The organism is Gordonia sp. UCD-TK1, assembly GCF_001691435.1.
Taxonomy (GTDB): domain Bacteria; phylum Actinomycetota; class Actinomycetes; order Mycobacteriales; family Mycobacteriaceae; genus Gordonia; species Gordonia hongkongensis.
This window is the reverse complement of sequence record NZ_LZMP01000009.1, coordinates 54,333-73,335: the sequence shown is the minus strand read 5'-3', so window position 1 is coordinate 73,335 and position 19,003 is coordinate 54,333. Positions and strand designations below refer to the sequence as shown.

Here is a 19,003-nt window from a genome sequence, read left to right as displayed (position 1 = left end):
ATCCCCGCACTTCCCAGTGGGAGTTCCATGACCGACCATCTCGCCTTCCTGGTCCTCGGCCTCGGCAACGGAGCCGTCTTCGCCGCTCTCGGCCTGGCCCTGGTGATGACGTTCAAGAGTTCCGGCGTCGTCAACTTCGCCACCGGCGCGGTGGCGCTGTACGCCGCCTACACGTACGCCTTTCTGCGCCAGGGGGAACTCCTCAACCCCATCCCCGGCTTTCCGGCGACCATCTCACTCGGCTCCGAACTGGGAGTCGCTGCAGCGCTACTCATCTCCGTGGTCGTCGCCGCGATCCTCGGCGTCATCCTGTACCTACTGGTGTTCCGCCCGATGCGGGCCGCCCCGGCGCTGGCCAAGGCGGTCGCTGCGATCGGTCTGATGCTCGTCATTCAGGCACTCATCGCGCTGCGGGTCGGCGAGAACGCGCCCAGCGTCGGACCCATCTTCAAGGTCGACACGTTCACGATCGGATCCAGCGCAGTTCCGACGGACCGTCTGATGCTGGCCGTGGTCATCGTCGGACTCGCCATCTGTGCGGGACTCGTGCTGCGCTACACCCGCTTCGGCGTGGCGACCGAGGCCGCCGCCGAATCCGAGAAGGGTGCGCTGGTTACCGGACTCTCGCCGGACCGCATCGCGGTCGCCAACTGGGCGTTGTCGTCGGCCACCGCCGGACTCGGCGGCGTGCTCATCGCCCCGATCGTTCCACTCAATCCCGTGGCCTACACGATGTTCATCGTGCCGGCCCTCGCGGCGGCGCTGGTCGGCAACTTCACCGCGATATCGATCACCGTCGGCGCCGGGCTCGTCATCGGCATGCTGCAGTCTGAGGCCACCAAACTCCAGACCACCTGGGATTGGATGCCCGACGCCGGTGTCGCCGAGGCGGTCCCGTTGATCCTCATCATCGGCTTTCTCCTCATCCGCGGGCGTCCATTGCCGGGCCGTGGCGCGGTCACTCGCAACGACCTCGGCCGGTCACCGCGTCCGAACCGTCTGGTGATCCCGGGGATCGTCGGTGTCGTCGTCGCGGTCCTGGCACTCGTCACCACCTCCGGCAGTCTCCGGCTCGCCGTGATCGCCACGATGATCTACGCCATCATCGCGCTGTCCCAGGTCGTCGTCACCGGGTACGCGGGCCAGGTGTCACTGGCGCAACTGACGCTCGCCGGCGTCGGCGCCTACGCGCTCAGCCGACTCACCAACGACCTCAACATCCCGTTCCCGCTCGCCCCGCTGCTCGCAGCCTGCGCGGCGATGGTCATCGGCGTGATCGTCGGTCTGCCCGCTCTTCGGGTGCGCGGGTTACCGCTCATGGTCGCGACGCTCGCTCTCGCCGTGTTCTGCGAGGCGTTCTGGTTCCGCAACCCGTCGCTCAACGGCGGATTGCAGGGTGCGCCCGTCGAATCCCCGTCGATCTTCGGCATCGACCTGGGAATTGGTGCGGGCGAGGGATATCCGCGGATCGCCTTCGCCATCCTGTGCCTCGTGGTTCTGACTCTGGTGGCGTACGGGGTGGCGGCTCTGCGTCGTAGTGGGCTCGGCGCGTCGATGCTGGCCGTGCGCGCCAACGAACGGTCCGCAGCCGCGGCCGGGATCAACGTCGGCGCAACCAAACTCATCGCCTTCGCGATCGCGTCGTTCCTCGCCGGACTGGGCGGATCGCTGCTGGCGTACCAGCAGACCCTCGCGACCGCAGGCAGCTACGCCGTCTTCGCCGGGATCGGACTCTTCGCGGTGTTCTACATCGCCGGCGTCACCTCGATCTCCGGAGCCGTCCTCGCCGGCATCATCGCGCCCGGCGGGCTGATGTACTTCGCTGCGGACAAGTACGCGTCGTTCGGCGACTACTACATGCTGGTCAGCGGAGTCCTGCTGGTGCTCACCGTCGTCACGAGTCCCGACGGCGTGATCGGGTATCTGCACAAGATCCCGATGCCGGCTCGACGTCGTGCACCACAATCGGCGCACGACGTCGCTCCGGCAGCACCGACTCCACCGGTCACACCGCCCAGCGGCAAGGTCCTGCTCTCGGCTCGCGACGTCACGGTGCGCTACGGGGCGGTGACCGCCGTCGATGGCGTCAGCTTCGACCTCCGTTCCGGCGAGATCGTTGGCCTGATCGGACCAAACGGCGCAGGCAAGACGACGCTCATCGACGCCATCAGCGGGTTCGCGACCGCGTCCGGAACGGTGACTCTCGGCGGCACCACCCTCAACGGCCTTGCACCGCATCGACGCAGCCGCGCTGGGCTCGGCAGAACTTTCCAGGACATCGAGCTCTACGGTGAGCTGTCGGTCGCCGAGAACCTGGCGATCGCCGCGCGCCGTGCGCCGGGGGATACTGCCGAGAACGTCCGGAACGTCCTGCGGATGCTGGAGATCAGCCACCTCAGTGATGTTGTGGCCGCTGATCTCTCGCAAGGTCAGCGTCAGCTTGTCGCGGTGGCTCGCGTTCTCGCCGGTCAGCCCGAAGTTGCGTTGCTCGACGAGCCGGCCGCCGGACTCGACAGCACCGAGAGTCGATGGCTGGGCGACAGGTTGCGCGCCGCACGGGCACACGGGGTTTCCATGGTCCTCGTCGACCACGACATGGATCTCGTACTGAGCCTGTGCGACCGGGTCATCGTCCTCGACCTCGGATCCGTCATCGCCGAAGGCACCCCGGACGAGATTCGACGCTCACCGGCAGTCGTCAACGCCTACCTCGGTACGCCGTCGTCGGCGGTGGCGGGGTCGGAGGATTCTTCGCCACCGGACAGCGCTGTCTCCGAGACACATTCGACGACCAAGGAGATGACACCGTGACAGTCCTCGAATGCCGCGGTCTCGACGCCGGGTACTCGCGCGGCAAAGCCTGCGCCCACGGCCTCGATCTGTCCGTCGAAGCAGGGGAGATCGTCGCTCTCCTCGGACCGAACGGGGCAGGAAAGACGACGCTGCTCACCACCCTTGCCGGTCTGCTGCCGCGACTCGACGGCGAGGTCAGCGTCGGCGGTCACGCAGTTCGGTCAGGGGATGCGCGTGCGGCCGTGCGTGCCGGACTCGTCCTGGTTCCGGACGACCGGTCGCTGTTCAAACAGCTGACGACACGGCAGAACCTCCAACTGGCTATTCGACGACGCGGGGCGGCTCGGACCGAGGCGGTCGACCGGGTGCTCGACCACTTCCCGGCTCTCCGTGCGCGGCTCAAGGTCGCCGCGGGCGAGCTGTCCGGGGGAGAGCAGCAGATGCTGGCGATCGGACGCGCCCTGTTGCAGCAGCCGAAAGTGCTGCTGATCGACGAACTGAGCATGGGACTCGCACCCATCGTCGTCGAATCGATCCTGCCGGTCCTGCGGGATGTCGCCGACACCGAGGGCACCGCAGTGGTTCTCGTCGAACAGCATGTTCGCCTGGCGCTTGGCATCGCGGATCGGGCGGTGGTGCTGGTCCACGGCGAGATCGCTCTGACGGACTCCGCGGCCGCCCTCGCAAATGACATCGGACGGGTCGAGGAGGCGTACCTCGGGAGCGCTCGGGCCTGACCTCATGGTGACGCCCGCCGACCGTGCTGCCATTGCTCCCTGAGGTGTGAGGAGCGATAGCGACGAACCACGAAGGGCGTCGCGCGATACCTCACCAGGCCCTTCGAGGCTCGTCGCTTGCGCTCCTCGCACCTCAGGGAACAGAGAATCGGCACCTCTAGGAGCAATGGGTGGGCACCTCAGGGCACTAGGGCAAGCGCGGTGGCCGGCGTTGACATGCAAGCAGCCACTTGCCTATTGTCAGGTGTGGCCGACGTGTTCCATGCACTCGATGACTCGACGAGGCGAGCAATCCTCGACGAGCTGGTCGAACGGGACGGCCAGACGCTGTTCGAGATCTGCGGTCGCCTCACGTCTCGGCGTGGGCTCAACCTGAGCCGACAAGCGATTTCGCAGCATCTGGGTGTGCTGGAGACGGCCGGGCTAATCCACACCAAGAAACGCGGACGCTCCAAATTCCACTACTTCGACCCCACACCGCTCGGCGAGATCGCCGAGCGGTGGCCTGCCTCTCGAAAGGACCTGCCATGAGAATGACACTGATGTCCGTCTTCGTCGACGACCAGCGCAAGGCACACGAGTTCTACACCGAGATACTCGGATTCACGACCCGCCATGACATTCCGATGGGCGAGAACACGTGGTGGTTGACGGTGGTCTCCCCGCACGATCCCGAGGGGATGGAACTCCTTCTCGAACCGTCTGGCCACCCCGCAGTCAAGCCCTACCGGGACGCGCTCATCGAAGACGGAATCCCGTTGGCGCAGTTCGCCGTCGACGATGTGCAGGCCGAGTACGAGCGGCTACGCGGCCTCGGCGTGGAGTTCACCCAGGAACCGACCGATATCGGACCTGCGGTCGTCGCGGTCTTCGACGACACGTGTGGAAACCTCATCCAGATCGCTGCGACGAAAGACGTTGCCCCGCAGTGACTATTGCTGTGGAAGTAGCGACTCAGACGCGGGGGATGCCGGTTGTCGGGTAGTCACCGGCGCCTCGAGCGGAGGAATGTCGACCGCGCGGACCGATAGGTCCTTGATCAGCTCTTCCCACGCGCCGATGTTCGTCGCCCTCTTCTTGCGTGACCCGATGTCGTCAGTCCACCGAGTGAGCGCGGGCGCGGCTATGTACAGCGGCCTTGCTGGATCATTCTTGTTCGCCTCGAGCAATCGCGACTGACCCTTGTGACGCACGGTTTCTCCGCGCATCCGCAGCGGGCCGAACGCGAGCTTGAAGATGTTGACGATGCGGTACGCAGCGTTCATCGACTTGTTGGTCGCGTACTTCTCGTTCGACGGGTCGATGGGGAAGCTGATAGGCGTGAATCGCTTGTAGCAGAACTGCAGGCCCGCAAGTTCCGCCTCGCGCACCATCCAGGACAGACTCAGTTCCGAGGGTTCAGTGACCGCCAGACCACCGCCGATGTCGGAGTGGACCCCCTCGAACCACACCTGTTTGACGTCGATCTCGCCCTCATCTGCCTTGTCGACTTCCCAGACACAGGGATCGAATGTCAGCCGACGTTCGTCGATGGCGAGCGCCTGCCTGGCCACCGCGACGTTCTTGCCGAGCTTCACGTCGTGGAACTTGTGCTTGACGCGGGTGATGCCGGGAACGCCGAGGGCGCCGACGGTGTCGAAGACCCCGATGAACTTGACCGGCACCGGGGCGCCTGGGGTCTTCGCCGGACGATCCTTCCGCTTCATCCGGTAGTACCGCAGGACTGTTTCGAACAGGTTCTCGGTCGGGTGCTGCGCGAGTTCGAGCGGGGTGACAAGGCCGATGTGCCAGATCATGCCCCCGAGACTCCTCGCGGTGTACGCGCCGCGACTGAACCCGAAGACGAAGATCTCATCGCCGGGCTCGTAGTTCAGGGCGAGGAATCGGTAGGCATCGATCAGGTTGGCATCGAGGCCGCGACCGAACGCCCCGCCGATGACGCGGTCGGACCAGCCCGACCCGGTTCCCACGCCGTTGACGTAATGGACCAACTGGACAGCGCCGTCGTCGGCATCGGTGGTGACGGCTCGGGCGATCTTCTCGACATTCGAAATTCGGGGGTCCTTCGACGACTTCCACGTGCCGTCGCAGCACACCACCAGACGCTTCTTCATTTTTCCGACCCTCCACAGGCTCGCACGCGGCCCACCCGCAGTAAACGGTAGTAGCTCCGATGGTTCGATGCGATAGGCGGCGGTCGTACGGTTTACTGCGGTCATGAGGTTCATCGACATCGCGGCCCGTCGAATCACGGTCATCTGTACCGCCGTACTCGGGGCCCTGCTGCTATCCGGACTCGGCGGCGTGCCGGCGAATGCCGCGCCGCCCACCGCCGGCCTCGATCCTGCGCTGGCGACGGCCTACCAGCAGGCGTCTAACAGCGCACGCGCACAGGGGGTCTCGTTGTGGATCACGTCCGGTAAGCGGACAGACGCGGAGCAGCGTCAGATGTGGCGCGATGCGATCGCGACCTATGGCAGCCCGGAAGCTGCTCGGCGGTGGGTCCTGCCGGCGGAGGAGTCGCCACATGTGAGCGGCCACGCCATCGACGTCGGCCCTCGGGAAGGCGCCGCTTGGCTCGAACGAACCGGTTACCGCTGGGGTCTTTGCCGAACCTTCGCCAACGAGTGGTGGCACTTCGAGCTCGCGACGGTACCCGGTCTTCCGTGCCCTGCGATGTGGCCCGATGCCGCGGCCCGCGCTGACCGGCTTGGCCGTTCGTGATGGCCCTGTTCGATGACCATTCGTGACGGCCCTCCGCAAGCTCCGGGCCTCCTCAGGGAGCGAAGGGGGACTGCTTCCGCAAACTGCGGGCTCCTCAGGGAGCGGGGGGACACGGCCCTCCGCAAGCTCCGGGCCTCCTCAGGGAACGGGGGGAGACGGCCCTCCGCAAGCTCCGGGCCTCCTCAATATCTGCGGCCTGGCGGCCATCGTGACCAATAAAACAGTCGTGAACGTCCCAAAGGAATGCTCCCTGAGGTGCGAGCGAAGCGAGCCACGAAGGGTGTGGCAACTTGTCTCGCCGGGCCCTTCGTGGCTCGTCGCTTGCGCTCCTCGCACCTCAGGGAGCAAGGGTTATGCGCTCCTTCTGATTAGGGGCAGCGGTAATCGAAGAACGATGTGCCGAATGTGTCGAATGGCGTCCGGCACGCTCGTCATCACTGCACACGGACCGACGAGCGGCCCGCTGAACGAGAGGCCAGATCATGCATTACTCGCTGCTGCTGCACTACCCGGAGATGGACGCGTCAACCCTTGGTGAGGAGGCCATCGCCCAGGGTCAGGCCGCCTTCGCCGCCTACACGACGGCCCTCCAGGACGCCGGCGTGCTCGTGAGTGCCGAAGTCCTACAGCACTCGGACGTCACGACGACGCTGCGCAAGGTCGACGGCCGGCTCGTCGTTCAGGACGGTCCCTTCGCCGACACCAAAGAACAGCTCGGCGGAACCGTCGTCATCGATGTCGACGATCTCGACGCCGCCATCGAGTGGGCGCGTCAGGCACCGCCGATCGAGTGGGGTGTCGTGGAGATCAGGCCCGGCGCGACCTACACCGTCGATGGTGCGTGGACACCCAACGCATGACCCGACGAGAAGCGCACACCGCCGCCGAACATGCTGCCCGCGAGTCATATTCGCGGTTGGTGGCGCTTCTCGCCGTCGCGTCAGGGGATCTCGCGCTCGCGGAGGATGCCCTGGCAACCGCCTTCGAACGTGCGCTCACCTCGTGGCCGTCAGATGGGGTGCCCGCGAACCCGGAAGGCTGGCTGCTCACGGTCGCACGCAATCAGCTGCGCGACGTCTGGAAGTCGGCGGCGCACCGTACGTCGAAGATCCTCGACGACACCATCTCTCCCGGAGCAACCACAGTGACCCCCTTCGACGATGTGGACCCCGACGCCATTCCCGACAAGCGGCTCGAGTTGCTGTTCACCTGCGCCCATCCGGCCATCGACGCCGCCACCCGCACGCCGCTCATGTTGCAGTCGGCGCTCGGCTTCGAGGCCGCCGACATCGCCATCGCCTTCGCGGTCGCCCCGGCAACGATGTCGCAGCGCCTCGTGCGAGCCAAGCGCCGGATCCGCGACGCCCGGATACCGTTCGTCGTTCCCGACCGCGCGGCGATGCCGGAGCGACTTCCCGCTGTGCTGGAAGCGGTCTATGGGTGTTTCGCGATCGCGTGGAACGACGCCGACGGGACCGATCCCGACACCGTCGAATCGATGGCGGGGGAGTCGCTGCACCTGGCCGTCACGCTCGCCGCGCTGCTCGACGATCCTGAGGCGTGGGGTCTCGCTGCGCTGATCGCGCTGTCGTTGTCGCGGGCGCCGGCACGGACCGGCCCGTTCATCCCGCTCGAGGAGCAGGATCCGGCCACCTGGGATGTCGCGCTCATCCGGGACGGGGAAGCGATGCTTCGACGCGCATCGGCGTTCGGCCGGCCGCACGGGCGGTTCCAGCTCGAGGCCGCGATGCAGTCCGTCCATGCCGACCGCGCACGCACCGGTGTCGTCGACTGGGCCGCTTTACAGTCGCTGTCGTCCGCGCTCATGGCCGTGGCGCCGACGCTTGGTGCGCGGATCGCCCACGCTGCGATCGTCGGGCGGGCGAGTTCTCCCGCAGATGGACTATCCCTGCTTGACGAGTTGGGCGGTGACGCCGCGGGTTTCGGCCCGTTCCACGCGGCGAAGGCAGATCTGCTGGTTCGGGTCGGGCACTCCGACGTGGCGCGTGAGCACTTCGAGCGGGCCGCCGAGCTCACCGGCGACGAGCGAGCGCGAAAGTATCTGCGACGACGTGGGCGCGAGGTTGAGTAGGCATCGTCGCGAGCCCGACGGAAAACGACGCACGGTCGAGGGTGGCGTCGGCCGGGTGTAACCAAACGGCGGGAATGCCTGATTCTGGCAACACCGACGACCTAATGTGTGACTCGGGACACAACAGTGCCGGACCCTCACCGAGGGCTTCACAACGGGTCGAGCCTCGCTCGACGAATGGAGGCAGTCATGACTGCAAGTGCCGAGGTCACGAATGATCTGACCACCGAGCCGTACCGCTCGCGCCGCAATCACTGGAACAACCAGGTCCGCCGGCACGCCATGATGACCCCGGACAACACGGCGATCACCTACCTCGACAAGAACACGACCTGGAAGGAACTCGACGACCGGTCGCGCGCCTTCGGAGCCGCACTCCATCGGCGGGGTGTCCAGTTCGGTGATCGGGTTCTGATGGCCCTGCTCAACCGCACCGAGTACATCGAGGCGATTCTCGGGGCCACTCTCATCGGCGCCATCCCGGTACCGGTCAACATCCGCATGAGCCCCGCCGAGGTTGCCTATCTCGTCACCGACAGCGGTGCGAAGGTCGTCGTCACCGAGACCCTCCTCGCGCCGATCGCGGACGCGGTCGCCGGGTCGACCGGTCAGATCGAGACCATCATCGTCGTCGACGGCAGCGACAACGCCGACCATCTCGACTTCGAGACCCTGCTGGCCGAGGGTGCGTCGGACCCGCCGGAGGTCGACGTGCCCGAGGACACCGTCGCCGCCATCATGTACACCTCGGGCACCACCGGAAAACCCAAGGGCGCCATGCTCACCCATCAGAACATCCAGGCGCAGGCGGTGACGACGATCGCCACGGCCGGGGCACAGTCCGGTTCCGATGACGTCGCCTCGATCGTGCCGCCGCTGTTCCACATCGCGGGGATCGGCGGCTTCGCACCGATCTTCTACCGCGGGATCCGCGCGGTGCTCCACCCGCTCGGCGCGTTCGATCCCGACACCATGCTCGACACGCTGGAGCGCGAAGGCGTCACGTCGGTCTTCATGGTCCCGGCTCAGTGGCAGGCGGTGTGTGCGGCGCAGAAGGCGCGTCCCCGGAAGCTCAAGCTGCGCACGATGAGTTGGGGCGCGGCCCCGGCGTCGGACACCGTGCTGAACGCGATGAACGAATCCTTCCCGGAGGCCGCCAACATGACCGCGTTCGGTCAGACCGAGATGTCGCCGGTGACGACGATCCTCGAGGGCAAGGACGCACTGCGCAAGCTCGGCTCCATCGGCAAGGTTGTCCCGGCGGTCACCGCGCGCATCGTCGATCCGCTCATGAACGACGTGAAGCCCGGTGAGGTCGGCGAGATCGTGTATCGCGGGCCCAACATGATGATCGGCTACTGGAACAAGCCCGAGGCAACCGCAGAAGCGTTCCGCGGCGGCTGGTTTCACTCAGGTGACCTCGTGCGTCAGGACGAGGAGGGTTTTCTGTACGTCGTCGACCGGGCCAAGGACATGATCATCTCGGGCGGAGAGAACATCTACTGCGCCGAAGTCGAGAACGTCCTGTTCAGCCATCCGAGCATCACCGAGGCCGCGATCATCGGTCGCGCAGATGAGAAGTGGGGCGAGGTGCCGGTCGCCGTGGTCGTGCTCGCCGAAGGCGTCGAGGACCTCACCCTCGCCGATCTCGAGCCGCACCTCAACGAGAACCTCGCGCGGTTCAAGCACCCCAAGGACCTGGTGATCATCGACGAACTCCCACGCAACGCCGGGGGGAAGGTCGTCAAGCCACGGCTCCGAGATGCCTACGGCAGCAAGGACGCCGGCCTGTCGAACTGATCACCCCCGCTCCCTGAGGTGGGCGTCCGATTTCTATGCTCCCTGAGGTGCGAGCGAAGCGAGCCACGAAGGGTTTGGCGACGCATCTCACCAGGACCCTTCGAGGCTCGTCGCTAACGCTCCTCGCACCTCAGGGAGCAGAGGGAGGGCATCGCTTCCACCCCACAGTCCAGCGGTTCGTGGTTCATTCGGATCAGGGAGCAGAGGGGGCGCATGAGCGAAAGCGACGAGCACCAAGGGCATCCGGTCACTCCGGGTCGGCGAAGCGCGCTTCGCGTCGCGCCATCCCGGCGTGTACCGCCTCCATCTGATTGGGGGATCCCATCAGTCCGACCTGGAGTTCGCTCTCCAGCATCAGCGCCGCGGCCGGATCCGTGCCCGCCCACGACTCGTCGTACAGGCGCTTGGCGGCGCGGACCGCGTGCGGCGATTTCGACGCGATCTCGTGCGCGAGTTCGAGTGCGGCGGTGAGCGGATCGTCGACGACGCGGGTGACCAGCCCGAGTCGTTGGGCCTCGGCGCCGTCGACGATGCGTCCGGTGAACGTGAGTTCCTTTGCCACATCGGCGGACACGAGTCGCGGGAGGGTCTGGGTGATGCCCATGTCGGGCACCAGTCCCCACTTGACCTCCATGATGGACAGGCGCGCGTCGGGGGTCGAATAGCGGATGTCGGCGCCCAGCGCGATCTGCAGGCCACCGCCGAAACAGTTGCCGGTGATGGCCGCGATCACCGGTGCCGGGATGCGGCCCCAGTCCAGTGACACCCGCTGCGCGTGATTGCCGAGCACGCCCGGTTCGCGCTCCAGCAGCGAGTTCACCCCGCCACCCTGACCCAGGCTCGACACGTCCAGGCCGGAACAGAAACTCTTGCCCGCACCGTGTACCACCACAGCCCGGACGCGGTTGTCCTCGGCGAGGGTGCCCGTCACGTCGATAAGCGCATTGAACATCGCCGGATCGAGCGCGTTGTGTTTGTCGGCCCGGTTGAGCGTCGCCGTGGCGACACCGGCGTCGTCGATGTCCACGACGATCCGCTGCTCGGTCATGTATCTACTTCCGATCTGTTGTGGGTGGGTGTTTGATCTCGCGGAGCTGACGTCCGCGGCGCTGGTAGCGCCAGATGAAGTAGCCGACGCCGATCGCCAGAACGACACCGATGATCACGCCCCACGCGGTGGCGGCGCGAAAGCCGGGCGCTTCGACGTCGAAGATGCGCTCGCCGGCGTGTGCGCCGTTCCCACCGCCGGCGACCACAGTGAGGGTCAGCAGGTTGGGGATCGCGAGGACCACGCCGAGAACGGCGAACATGATCGTCGGGACGTTCTTCATGCGGCTGCGGTTGACGAACGCCAACGTGAAGAACAGCACGGGCAAAAAGGTGCACACGATGCCGAGAACCAGGCCGGTGCCGATGCCGCGGCTGAACGATCCTTCGACGCGCTGCCCGATCTGACCGGCCCACCAGCGCGGCAGGAACGCCTCGAGGATGAAGTAGGTGACGACCAGCAGCGCGGCGATGACGAGCCCGATCACCACCTTCTTCACCACGGAGTTCGCGCGTTCGGCGGCGGTCGGCTTGACCGGGGTCGTCCCATCGGTCGTCGAGTCGGTCGGCGCGACGCCGGGCGTGGCTCCGGCGGAATACTGGGAGGCTTCCGGTGGCGGCGCGGCGGGAGGCACCGCTCCCGTCGGGTACGCACCGGAGGGCGTCTGTCCGGGCCCGCCCGGGTTCGGCGGCTGTCCGGATGGATTGGCAGAGAACGGTTCGTTGCTCATGGGCCGAGTGTATGCGCGGACCGCCGCCCGCCCGCCCGGAAAAGCACCCGTGCACTCACCGCTTCCGGATGCCGCCGTAGATTCCGCGACGGACGATCCACGGTTGCAGGATCGTGTCGACCGACCACGCCGGGAATCGGAACGGGCGCCCGTTGGGCGCGAACACCTGCAGACCGTCGGCCTGGACACCGAGCACCGAACCCCAACGCCGCCGTGGGGGAGCGTAGCGCCGCGCACGGCCCGGCCGCCCGGTGAGGTCGGACCGGATGTTGTGTGCGAGCAGACGATCGGCACGATTCCGAGCGGAACTGCGGAGGTCGTCGGTCGCCGCGACGTCGCCGATCGCGTAGACGAGATCCGCACCGGGTACGCGCAGTTCGGCCGTCACGCGCACGAAGCCCGACGGATCCAGCACCTCTCGCGGAAGCCACTCCGTGTTCGGTCTCACCCGGCCGATGGCCCAGAGCACTGCATCGGCCTCCACCGGCGGCTGCCCCGTCGAGAACCTCACCGGCCCCGAAATGATCTCGTCGCAGGCGAATCCGTCGGGCACGACCGCACGATGGCCGCCGTGCACGCCGACGCCGAGCCGGCGCAACCGCGCCAAGACGGTCGCCCATGTCCGCGGATGATGCTGCGGCAGAGCACGTTCGCCCGGGTGATACAGGTCGATTCGCTTGCCCGGCCAGGTCTGCGCCAGGTTGGCGGCGGCACTCACCGCTGCCGCACCGCCACCGATCACCGCGATGGTCTCGGCATCGGCGAACCGCGCATGAGCCGAGCGCAACTCGGCGTCGACGTCGGCTTCCGACTGCAGTTCCGGATGTCGCCAGAACCCGTTCCGCACGCCGGTGGAGATGACCAGCGCGTCGAAACGCTCGACCCTCTCGGTGCCGTTGGCGTCGACGACGGTGACGGTGCGGTCACCGAGGTCGACACCCGTCAGTGTGCCGTGGACGGTCCGGATGCCGTCGAGTTTCCGGAAGCGCCCGAACGGAATCCGGTAGTCGCGCGACCACGCATCGGGCCGGCTGATCCGCAGCCCGAGTTCCTGCCCGCTGACCAGCCCCGGCTTCGACGAGATGCCCACGACGTCGGCATGCCGGGCGAGATGAATCGCGGTCAGTACCCCGGAATCACCGAGGCCGGCGACGACGACGCGTGGTCGGCTCACGCAGTGACCTGATCCGGCGGATGTGCGGCCGAGCGCGGGGGTCGGGGGACGAAGCGAGGCACCCGGTCGATGACGTCCTGGTAACCGGGGCGCCGCTCCAGACTGCGCTTCTCCATCATGGGGATGCTCGCGCCGAGGAACATCGCCAGCATCAAGACCGCGCCCACGAACAGCCACCACCAGTCACCGGGCGAGGCGGCGAGCCCGAACAGGGCCATCGACACCCAGAACAGGACCTCGCCGAAGTAGTTCGGGTGTCTCGACCAGGCCCACACTCCGGTGTCGAGGACGGCGCCCGGTGTTCGGTGAGCGGCGAACCGTCGCAGCTGCCCGTCGGCGACGTACTCGAGCGCCGTCGCGGCGAGTCCGACGACGGCCGCAACCGCGGTCAGCCAGGCCAGCACGCCGCCGGTGTGGGTGACCGCGACGTAGATCGGGATCATTCCGAGGAACACCTGGATCGTGGGGAAGACGTGGATCGCCATCAGGTCCAGGGGCAGTTCCGCCCGGCCGGCACCGGCCTTCAGCATCGGGTAGCGCCAGTCCTCGTGGTGGAGACCCGGCCAGCCGATCGCCCAGTTCGCAGTCAGACGGATCGCCCAGGCGCCGATGACGATCGCGATGACCCAGCAGTGCACCGCGTCGATCCCGACGTCACCGGCGGCCCACCAGTAGATGAACAGCGCGGGCGGCACGACGCTCCAATAGGCGTCGTAGAAGCTCGAATTCCCGTAGAACCGGCTGAACGCGAAGATCACGAGGGTGGCGAGCAGATCGGCGATCAAGGTGTCGAGCCAGAGGTAGGCGGTGGCCGGACCCCAGACTAGCCAGGCGGCGGCGACCGCGAAGGCCAGCACGTAGGCGATCGTCACGCGGACGAACGAACCGCTTCGGCTGATGGTGCTGTCGGTGCTCACGGGCGTCTCCATCACAGCTGTTCTTCGATGGATCCGGCGAGTTTCTGCGGCTTGGTCGTCGGCGAGTATCGCGCGACGACGGACCCGTCCCGTCCGATGAGGAACTTGGTGAAGTTCCATTTGATCCGGCCGCCGAGCACGCCGGATTTCTGGTCCCGCAACCACGCGAACAGCGGGTGGGCGTCGGGTCCGTTCACATCGACCTTCGCGAACATCGGGAAGGTCACGTCGTAGGTCAGCGAGCAGAAGTTCTTGATCTCCTCCTCATCGCCCGGCTCCTGGTGCCCGAACTGATCGCACGGGAAGCCGAGCACTCGCAGACCCTTGTCGGCGTAATCCCGGTGCAGTGCCTCCAGACCGCGGTACTGCGGGGTGAACCCGCACTGCGAGGCGGTGTTCACGATGAGCAGGGGAGAGCCCTGGAACTGCGAGAGTTCGACGGGATCGCCGTCGATGCCGGTGGCGGTGAAGTCGTACACAGAGGTCATGCCGCTACGCTACGTGCCGATCAAGCACTTGCTTGGGAAAATCGTCGAAGCGTCGCGGGGTCACTCACCGAATCGCTCGGTCCGGATGCGGGTGCGGTCGTGTCCGGCCTCGACCATCCACTGTGCGCAGTTCTCGACGAACCGGTTCGGACCGCAGATGAACACGGTCGGCGAAGTGGCCGGATCCATGGTCAGCGCGGCGAGTTCGTCGGCGGTGAGACGTCCCGCGGGCCGCGTCGCGTCGTCGGGTGCCACCCGGGTGTGGATCAGGTGAACATCCATGCGGCGGTGCGCGATCAACTGCCGGATCTCATCGCGGTAGTAGACGCGTTCGGGACTGCGGACCGAGTACACGAGGGAGAAGGGGGTCTGCGGCGCCTCGACCTCGCGGCTGCGGATCATCGACATGAGTGGCGCGATCCCGGAGCCACCGCCGATCAATTGGACGGGACGGTCGTCGCCGGACGGCCAGGTGAACCAGTATCCGTGCGGATCGCTGATCTCCAACGGGTCGCCGACCTCCACCATGTCGACGAGGTAGGGCGACACCTCACCGTCCTCGAGTCGTTCGACGGTCACCTCGATCGACCGGGTCTCGCGGACGTCGGACAGCGAGTAGGCGCGCGCGGTGGAGTAGCCGTCCTCGGCGGTCAACCGGATGTCGACGTGCTGGCCGGGCAGCGCATGCACTGCTTCGGGGAGAGCGAGGCGCAGGGCTCGCGCGGTGGGGGTGAGGTCGACGACCGCGGTGACCGTCGTGAGATGCCAGGTCGTCACGAGTAGCGCTGTTCGCGCCAGGGGTCGCCATACATGTGGTACCCGCGTTCCTCCCAGAATCCAGGCGCGTTTTCGGCCATGAAACGAAGTCGCCGAACCCATTTGGCGCTCTTCCAGAAGTACAGGTGTGGCACGAGGAGGCGAGCCGGGCCGCCGTGCTCGGCGGACAGGGGTTCGCCGTCGTAGGTGTCGGCGATCCAGCCGCGGCCGTCGACGAGATCGGCGAGCGGCACGTTGGTGGTGTACCCGCCGTGACAGTGCGCCATCACGAACGGGGCCGGTTCCCACGGCAGCGCCTGCAGCAAGGTGTCGAACGAGACCCCGCGCCACCGGGTGTCGAATTTCGACCACCGTGTGACGCAGTGGATGTCGGTGGTGATGTCGTCGTGCGGCAGTTCCTGGAACTGGTCCCATGCGAACGTGGCGGCCCGGTGGTCCGCGGATTGCACGGCCAGCATCCAGTCGTTCGGAACGATCGCGGGTGTCGGCTCCGCGGACAGGACCGGGAAATCGAGTGTCGTGTACTGACCGGGAGGGAGACGCCGCGCGTCGCGGTCGCGGCGCCCCACGAACCCTCGGTTGACGATCGCCATGGTCGCGGAGTCTACGCGGCTCGCATGTATTCGGCCCGCCCGCTTCGCTCCCGGCGCCGCCTAGTCGGCGCGGCATCTTGGTGCGGTCAGGCGAAATCGAACAGCATCGGCACCACTACGACGACCGCGGCCGCCCAGAGTGCGAACACCGGCAGGTAGTCGGTCTGCCACCGCTCTGTCGCATCGAACCCGCGGCGGCGGCGGACGAAACCGAAGAGCAGGTACGCCGCCCACGACAAGTTCACCAGCAGGACGAGATTGAGACCGAGCGCCACCGTCTTGTTGGCCGTGAACCCGAACTCCGCGATCCGCGACGCCATGATCGTCAGCATCACCGCGTCGACCGCGAGTGCGGTCACGACCAGAATCAGCTGCAAGCGGTCGAAGAGTTCCGGGCGCAGATGCGGATCGCGCGCCGAGATCGCGTACAGCAGCAAGCCGAGCACGACGACGAGGATCAGGTCCACGAGGATCAACAGTTCGCGGTCGACGTCCACGACGTCGCCACTGGTCACCATCGCGATCAGCAGCACGACGAGCATCACCGCGGTGACGGGCGTGAAGACCTTCGTCAACACCGGTGCGATGTTCTCGACCACGCTCTGCTTCGCCTCCACCAGCCATGCCGCCAGCAGCACGATGCCGGGCGCGGCGATGGGCGCCAGCCACTGGGAGATCACGGTGTCGACGTCGATGTCGAGCGCACCGAATGCCCCCGCGGTCAGGCCGGTGAGGACTCCCGCACCGAGGCCGAGAAGCGTTGCATACACGACCCATTCGCCGGTGAACCGGATGAAGTCCATCCGACGCGGTCCGGACGTCCAGCGGCCGCCGACGTAGGTCACCCCCATGAGGAACCACAGGACGATCGGCGCGTGGATCGCGACGATGGCCTGGGTGGTGCCGTCGTCGACGAACGGGTAGACGTTGACGACGATTCCGGTCACGACGAATGCACCGATCGCCGTGAGCGCGGTTCGCGCCGAGATGCGGCGCTTCCAACCGAAATACAGTGCCATGAAAGGAAGTACGAGCAACGCGGCATTGCGGACGAGCACCCATTCCGGCATGACCTCGACGGCGACGCGGACGGTCGTGGCGGCCGCGACGACGAGGCCGATCACGACTCCGAGTTCATGACGTCGTCGGCCCAGATCGCCGGATGGTTCCGCGGTCAGCACCAGCTGCTTCCACAACCGGTCGGAGTGCTCGCGGGCGAACTCACGCGACAGCGCATCGACGCGGCCCATACGCTTGACGGCGACCAGGAACGCTTCGTCGTCGTCGAGGCCGCCGGCGGCGAGGTCGGCGATCTGCCCGCGGAGGTGGTCTTCCATCTCGTCGGCGTCGGTGGTGGCGATGGCTTGGTGTCGGAGAACGTATCCGCGCCATCGGTCGATCTGGCTCTCGAGCTCGGTCTCCGCGGTCATGCCAGGCCCTCCGCGGCCGGCGGCAGGGCGACCGTCCGCCACACCTGGTCGAGCGCGTCGGCCACGACCTCCCACTGCGACCTCCGCTCGGCGAGCGCGGCCAACCCCGATGCAGTGATCGAGTAGTGCTTGCGACGCCGCCCGGTGTCGGCTGCACCCCAGCTCGCCTCGACGTGGCCGGCGCGCTCCAAACGGTGCAGAAGGGGATACAGCATGCCGTCGGTCCACTCCATCCGACCACCGGACATCTCTCGCACGCGCTTCAAGATGGCGTACCCGTAGGACTCGCCCTCGGCGAGGATCCCCAGCACCAGCGGGGTCGCGGACGCCGCCACCAAGTCCTTCTCGATATACATAGCACTCCTATACCTAGAACTGCTAGGAGCATAGCAGTTCTAGGTATAGGGGTGTTCGGACCTGCGTGTGCCGGCCTACTTCTTCGACAGGGACGACTCCTTGTGGGCGGCCTTCGAGCCCGTCTTCGACGACTTGACGATCCAGTAGGGCTCGTCTTCGCTGGCCTTGAACTTCTGTCCCTCGAAGGTGAATTCCTTGGTGCGCTTCTCTTCCGCAGTGCCCTCGGTCTCGCCCTGAGAGGTGTTCCAGCGGACGGTGTCGTTCTTCTTGATCGCCATGGCGGCAGTGTGCCCCGCCGGCGACGACGGTCAAACCTTCTCCGCTGCAACAGTGGCTGTGGAACGATCATCACGTCGTGTCGAGCCGGAGGTACGCATGAGCGTCGAACGTTCCGAGAACTCTCAGAGAACCGAGCCCGCCATCGACGTCCGGGGTCTGCGTAAGTCGTTCGGTAGGTTCGAGGCGCTTCGCGGACTCGACCTCGAAGTCGCGCGAGGGGAGGTCCACGGCTTCCTCGGGCCCAATGGCGCGGGCAAGTCGACGACGATCCGGGTCCTGCTGGGTCTGTTGCGCGCGGACGGGGGCGAGGTCCGACTCCTCGGCGGCGACCCCTGGCGTGACGTCGTCGAGCTGCACCGCCGGCTGGCGTACGTACCCGGCGACGTCGCGTTGTGGCCGACGATGACCGGCGGGGAGATGATCGATCTGCTCGGCTCGATGCGCGGCGGACTCGACGAGGGGCGCCGGGCCGACCTGGTCTCCAGGTTCGAGCTCGACACGTCCAAACGTGGACGGCAGTACTCCAAGGGAAACCGGCAGAAGGTCGCGATCGTGGCGGCGCTGGCGTCGGACGTAGAGCTGCTCATCCTCGACGAGCCGACGTCGGGCCTGGACCCGTTGATGGAGAACGTCTTCCAGGAGGTCGTGGGGGAGGCCACCGCTCGCGGTACCACCGTGCTGCTGTCGAGTCACATCCTCGCCGAGGCGGAGACCCTGGCGGACCGGCTCAGCATCATCCGCGACGGGGCCGTCGTGGCGACCGGCTCCTTGGCCGAGCTGCGTGGGCACACCCGCACTTCCGTTCGGGCCGAGCTGGATTCGGCGCCCAGCCCGGACCTCGTGGCCCAGCTGCACAACGCCGAGGTACACGATATCGATTCGCACGACCACGACTCCGGCGGGCTCCGACTGAGCGCGACCGTGGACTCGGATCAGATCGGTCCGGTGATGTCAGCGCTGACCGCCTGCGGCCTGCGGTCGCTGACGGTCGAGCCGCCTTCACTGGAGAGCTTATTCCTGTCGCTGTATGAGAAGAACGACGTGTCCGCCGGAGAACGGTGAGG

General features: G+C 66.7%; 20 protein-coding genes. 9 read left to right on the top strand and 11 right to left on the bottom strand.

Features of this window, described 5'->3' with window-relative positions; translation table 11 throughout:
- Window positions 1-27 precede the first annotated feature (27 nt).
- The 4 genes from A9310_RS07305 to A9310_RS07290 all read left to right on the top strand — a co-directional run bounded on the left by A9310_RS07305 (window position 28) and on the right by A9310_RS07290 (window position 4,462).
- On the top strand, window positions 28-2,811 hold the full coding sequence (locus A9310_RS07305) for a branched-chain amino acid ABC transporter permease/ATP-binding protein (protein ID WP_065630012.1): 2,784 nt from the start codon (window positions 28-30) through the stop codon (window positions 2,809-2,811).
- Entirely contained in the window at window positions 2,808-3,530 is a 723-nt protein-coding gene (locus A9310_RS07300) for an ABC transporter ATP-binding protein (protein ID WP_065630011.1), read from the top strand. Before A9310_RS07305 ends, A9310_RS07300 begins: the two co-directional genes overlap by 4 nt.
- A 216-nt stretch (window positions 3,531-3,746) precedes the next feature.
- Complete coding sequence (locus A9310_RS07295) at window positions 3,747-4,061, top strand: helix-turn-helix transcriptional regulator (protein WP_175401095.1); 315 nt, start codon at window positions 3,747-3,749, stop codon at window positions 4,059-4,061.
- Complete coding sequence (locus A9310_RS07290) at window positions 4,058-4,462, top strand: VOC family protein (RefSeq protein ID WP_058250505.1); 405 nt, start codon at window positions 4,058-4,060, stop codon at window positions 4,460-4,462. The genes A9310_RS07295 and A9310_RS07290 overlap by 4 nt, the downstream gene beginning before the upstream one ends.
- Here A9310_RS07290 and A9310_RS07285 read toward each other — a convergent pair whose 3' ends face one another.
- On the bottom strand, window positions 4,463-5,644 hold the full coding sequence (locus tag A9310_RS07285) for a DUF2235 domain-containing protein (RefSeq protein WP_065630009.1): 1,182 nt from the start codon (window positions 5,642-5,644) through the stop codon (window positions 4,463-4,465). It lies immediately after the preceding gene.
- A gap of 103 nt (window positions 5,645-5,747) precedes the next feature.
- On the opposite strand from A9310_RS07285, the gene A9310_RS07280 reads away from it, so the two are divergent.
- The 4 genes from A9310_RS07280 (at window position 5,748) to fadD5 (ending at window position 10,146) form a co-directional block, all read left to right on the top strand.
- Entirely contained in the window at window positions 5,748-6,254 is a 507-nt protein-coding gene (locus tag A9310_RS07280; protein ID WP_065630008.1) for a M15 family metallopeptidase, read from the top strand.
- Window positions 6,255-6,736: 482 nt separating this feature from the next.
- Complete coding sequence (locus tag A9310_RS07275) at window positions 6,737-7,114, top strand: YciI family protein (protein WP_065630007.1); 378 nt, start codon at window positions 6,737-6,739, stop codon at window positions 7,112-7,114.
- Complete coding sequence (locus A9310_RS07270; RefSeq protein ID WP_065630006.1) at window positions 7,111-8,346, top strand: RNA polymerase sigma factor; 1,236 nt, start codon at window positions 7,111-7,113, stop codon at window positions 8,344-8,346. The genes A9310_RS07275 and A9310_RS07270 overlap by 4 nt, the downstream gene beginning before the upstream one ends.
- 189 nt (window positions 8,347-8,535) lie before the next feature.
- Window positions 8,536-10,146: a fatty-acid--CoA ligase FadD5 gene (fadD5, locus tag A9310_RS07265; RefSeq protein WP_065630035.1), complete on the top strand. Its 1,611-nt coding sequence runs from the start codon at window positions 8,536-8,538 to the stop codon at window positions 10,144-10,146.
- Between the two features lie 247 nt (window positions 10,147-10,393).
- Here the strand turns inward: fadD5 and A9310_RS07260 are convergent, their stop codons facing one another.
- The 10 genes from A9310_RS07260 to A9310_RS07215 all read right to left on the bottom strand — a co-directional run bounded on the left by A9310_RS07260 (window position 10,394) and on the right by A9310_RS07215 (window position 17,938).
- Complete coding sequence (locus A9310_RS07260) at window positions 10,394-11,194, bottom strand: crotonase/enoyl-CoA hydratase family protein (protein ID WP_065630005.1); 801 nt, start codon at window positions 11,192-11,194, stop codon at window positions 10,394-10,396.
- A 4-nt stretch (window positions 11,195-11,198) separates the two neighbouring features.
- Window positions 11,199-11,924 (bottom strand): hypothetical protein, encoded by a 726-nt coding sequence (locus tag A9310_RS07255; RefSeq protein WP_065630004.1) that lies wholly within the window; start codon window positions 11,922-11,924, stop codon window positions 11,199-11,201.
- Window positions 11,925-11,979: 55 nt separating this feature from the next.
- Window positions 11,980-13,098, bottom strand: coding sequence for an FAD-dependent oxidoreductase (locus A9310_RS07250; RefSeq protein ID WP_065630003.1), 1,119 nt, complete (start codon window positions 13,096-13,098; stop codon window positions 11,980-11,982).
- Window positions 13,095-14,027, bottom strand: a complete 933-nt coding sequence (locus tag A9310_RS07245; RefSeq protein WP_083207285.1) for a DUF1295 domain-containing protein — start codon at window positions 14,025-14,027, stop codon at window positions 13,095-13,097. Before A9310_RS07245 ends, A9310_RS07250 begins: the two co-directional genes overlap by 4 nt.
- On the bottom strand, window positions 14,027-14,503 hold the full coding sequence (locus A9310_RS07240; protein ID WP_065630002.1) for a glutathione peroxidase: 477 nt from the start codon (window positions 14,501-14,503) through the stop codon (window positions 14,027-14,029). Before A9310_RS07240 ends, A9310_RS07245 begins: the two co-directional genes overlap by 1 nt.
- 60 nt (window positions 14,504-14,563) lie before the next feature.
- A complete protein-coding gene (locus A9310_RS07235; RefSeq protein WP_058250514.1) occupies window positions 14,564-15,280 on the bottom strand; it encodes a ferredoxin reductase in 717 nt (238 codons plus the stop codon).
- Complete coding sequence (locus A9310_RS07230) at window positions 15,277-15,873, bottom strand: sulfite oxidase-like oxidoreductase (protein WP_065630001.1); 597 nt, start codon at window positions 15,871-15,873, stop codon at window positions 15,277-15,279. Before A9310_RS07230 ends, A9310_RS07235 begins: the two co-directional genes overlap by 4 nt.
- 86 nt (window positions 15,874-15,959) lie before the next feature.
- On the bottom strand, window positions 15,960-17,303 hold the full coding sequence (locus tag A9310_RS07225) for a permease prefix domain 1-containing protein (RefSeq protein ID WP_065630000.1): 1,344 nt from the start codon (window positions 17,301-17,303) through the stop codon (window positions 15,960-15,962).
- Window positions 17,300-17,659, bottom strand: a complete 360-nt coding sequence (locus tag A9310_RS07220; RefSeq protein WP_065629999.1) for a PadR family transcriptional regulator — start codon at window positions 17,657-17,659, stop codon at window positions 17,300-17,302. Before A9310_RS07220 ends, A9310_RS07225 begins: the two co-directional genes overlap by 4 nt.
- A 75-nt stretch (window positions 17,660-17,734) precedes the next feature.
- Window positions 17,735-17,938, bottom strand: a complete 204-nt coding sequence (locus A9310_RS07215) for a DUF2945 domain-containing protein (protein ID WP_004018570.1) — start codon at window positions 17,936-17,938, stop codon at window positions 17,735-17,737.
- A gap of 97 nt (window positions 17,939-18,035) precedes the next feature.
- Here A9310_RS07215 and A9310_RS07210 point away from each other — a divergent pair, with 97 nt between their 5' ends.
- Window positions 18,036-19,001: an ABC transporter ATP-binding protein gene (locus tag A9310_RS07210; protein WP_065629998.1), complete on the top strand. Its 966-nt coding sequence runs from the start codon at window positions 18,036-18,038 to the stop codon at window positions 18,999-19,001.
- Window positions 19,002-19,003 lie beyond the last annotated feature (2 nt).

Excerpts from the sequence above, each read along its gene's own strand:
- A9310_RS07305 (WP_065630012.1), top strand. The coding sequence starts at position 28 with ATGACCGACCATCTCGCCTTCCTGGTCCTCGGCCTCGGCAACGGAGCC.
- A9310_RS07295 (WP_175401095.1), top strand. The coding sequence starts at position 3,747 with ATGCAAGCAGCCACTTGCCTATTGTCAGGTGTGGCCGACGTGTTCCAT.
- A9310_RS07290 (WP_058250505.1), top strand. The coding sequence starts at position 4,058 with ATGAGAATGACACTGATGTCCGTCTTCGTCGACGACCAGCGCAAGGCA.
- A9310_RS07285 (WP_065630009.1), bottom strand. The coding sequence starts at position 5,644 with ATGAAGAAGCGTCTGGTGGTGTGCTGCGACGGCACGTGGAAGTCGTCG.
- A9310_RS07280 (WP_065630008.1), top strand. The coding sequence starts at position 5,748 with ATGAGGTTCATCGACATCGCGGCCCGTCGAATCACGGTCATCTGTACC.
- A9310_RS07275 (WP_065630007.1), top strand. The coding sequence starts at position 6,737 with ATGCATTACTCGCTGCTGCTGCACTACCCGGAGATGGACGCGTCAACC.
- A9310_RS07270 (WP_065630006.1), top strand. The coding sequence starts at position 7,111 with ATGACCCGACGAGAAGCGCACACCGCCGCCGAACATGCTGCCCGCGAG.
- fadD5 (WP_065630035.1), top strand. The coding sequence starts at position 8,536 with ATGACTGCAAGTGCCGAGGTCACGAATGATCTGACCACCGAGCCGTAC.
- A9310_RS07260 (WP_065630005.1), bottom strand. The coding sequence starts at position 11,194 with ATGACCGAGCAGCGGATCGTCGTGGACATCGACGACGCCGGTGTCGCC.
- A9310_RS07255 (WP_065630004.1), bottom strand. The coding sequence starts at position 11,924 with ATGAGCAACGAACCGTTCTCTGCCAATCCATCCGGACAGCCGCCGAAC.
- A9310_RS07245 (WP_083207285.1), bottom strand. The coding sequence starts at position 14,027 with ATGGAGACGCCCGTGAGCACCGACAGCACCATCAGCCGAAGCGGTTCG.
- A9310_RS07240 (WP_065630002.1), bottom strand. The coding sequence starts at position 14,503 with ATGACCTCTGTGTACGACTTCACCGCCACCGGCATCGACGGCGATCCC.
- A9310_RS07230 (WP_065630001.1), bottom strand. The coding sequence starts at position 15,873 with ATGGCGATCGTCAACCGAGGGTTCGTGGGGCGCCGCGACCGCGACGCG.
- A9310_RS07225 (WP_065630000.1), bottom strand. The coding sequence starts at position 17,303 with ATGACCGCGGAGACCGAGCTCGAGAGCCAGATCGACCGATGGCGCGGA.
- A9310_RS07220 (WP_065629999.1), bottom strand. The coding sequence starts at position 17,659 with ATGTATATCGAGAAGGACTTGGTGGCGGCGTCCGCGACCCCGCTGGTG.
- A9310_RS07215 (WP_004018570.1), bottom strand. The coding sequence starts at position 17,938 with ATGGCGATCAAGAAGAACGACACCGTCCGCTGGAACACCTCTCAGGGC.
- A9310_RS07210 (WP_065629998.1), top strand. The coding sequence starts at position 18,036 with ATGAGCGTCGAACGTTCCGAGAACTCTCAGAGAACCGAGCCCGCCATC.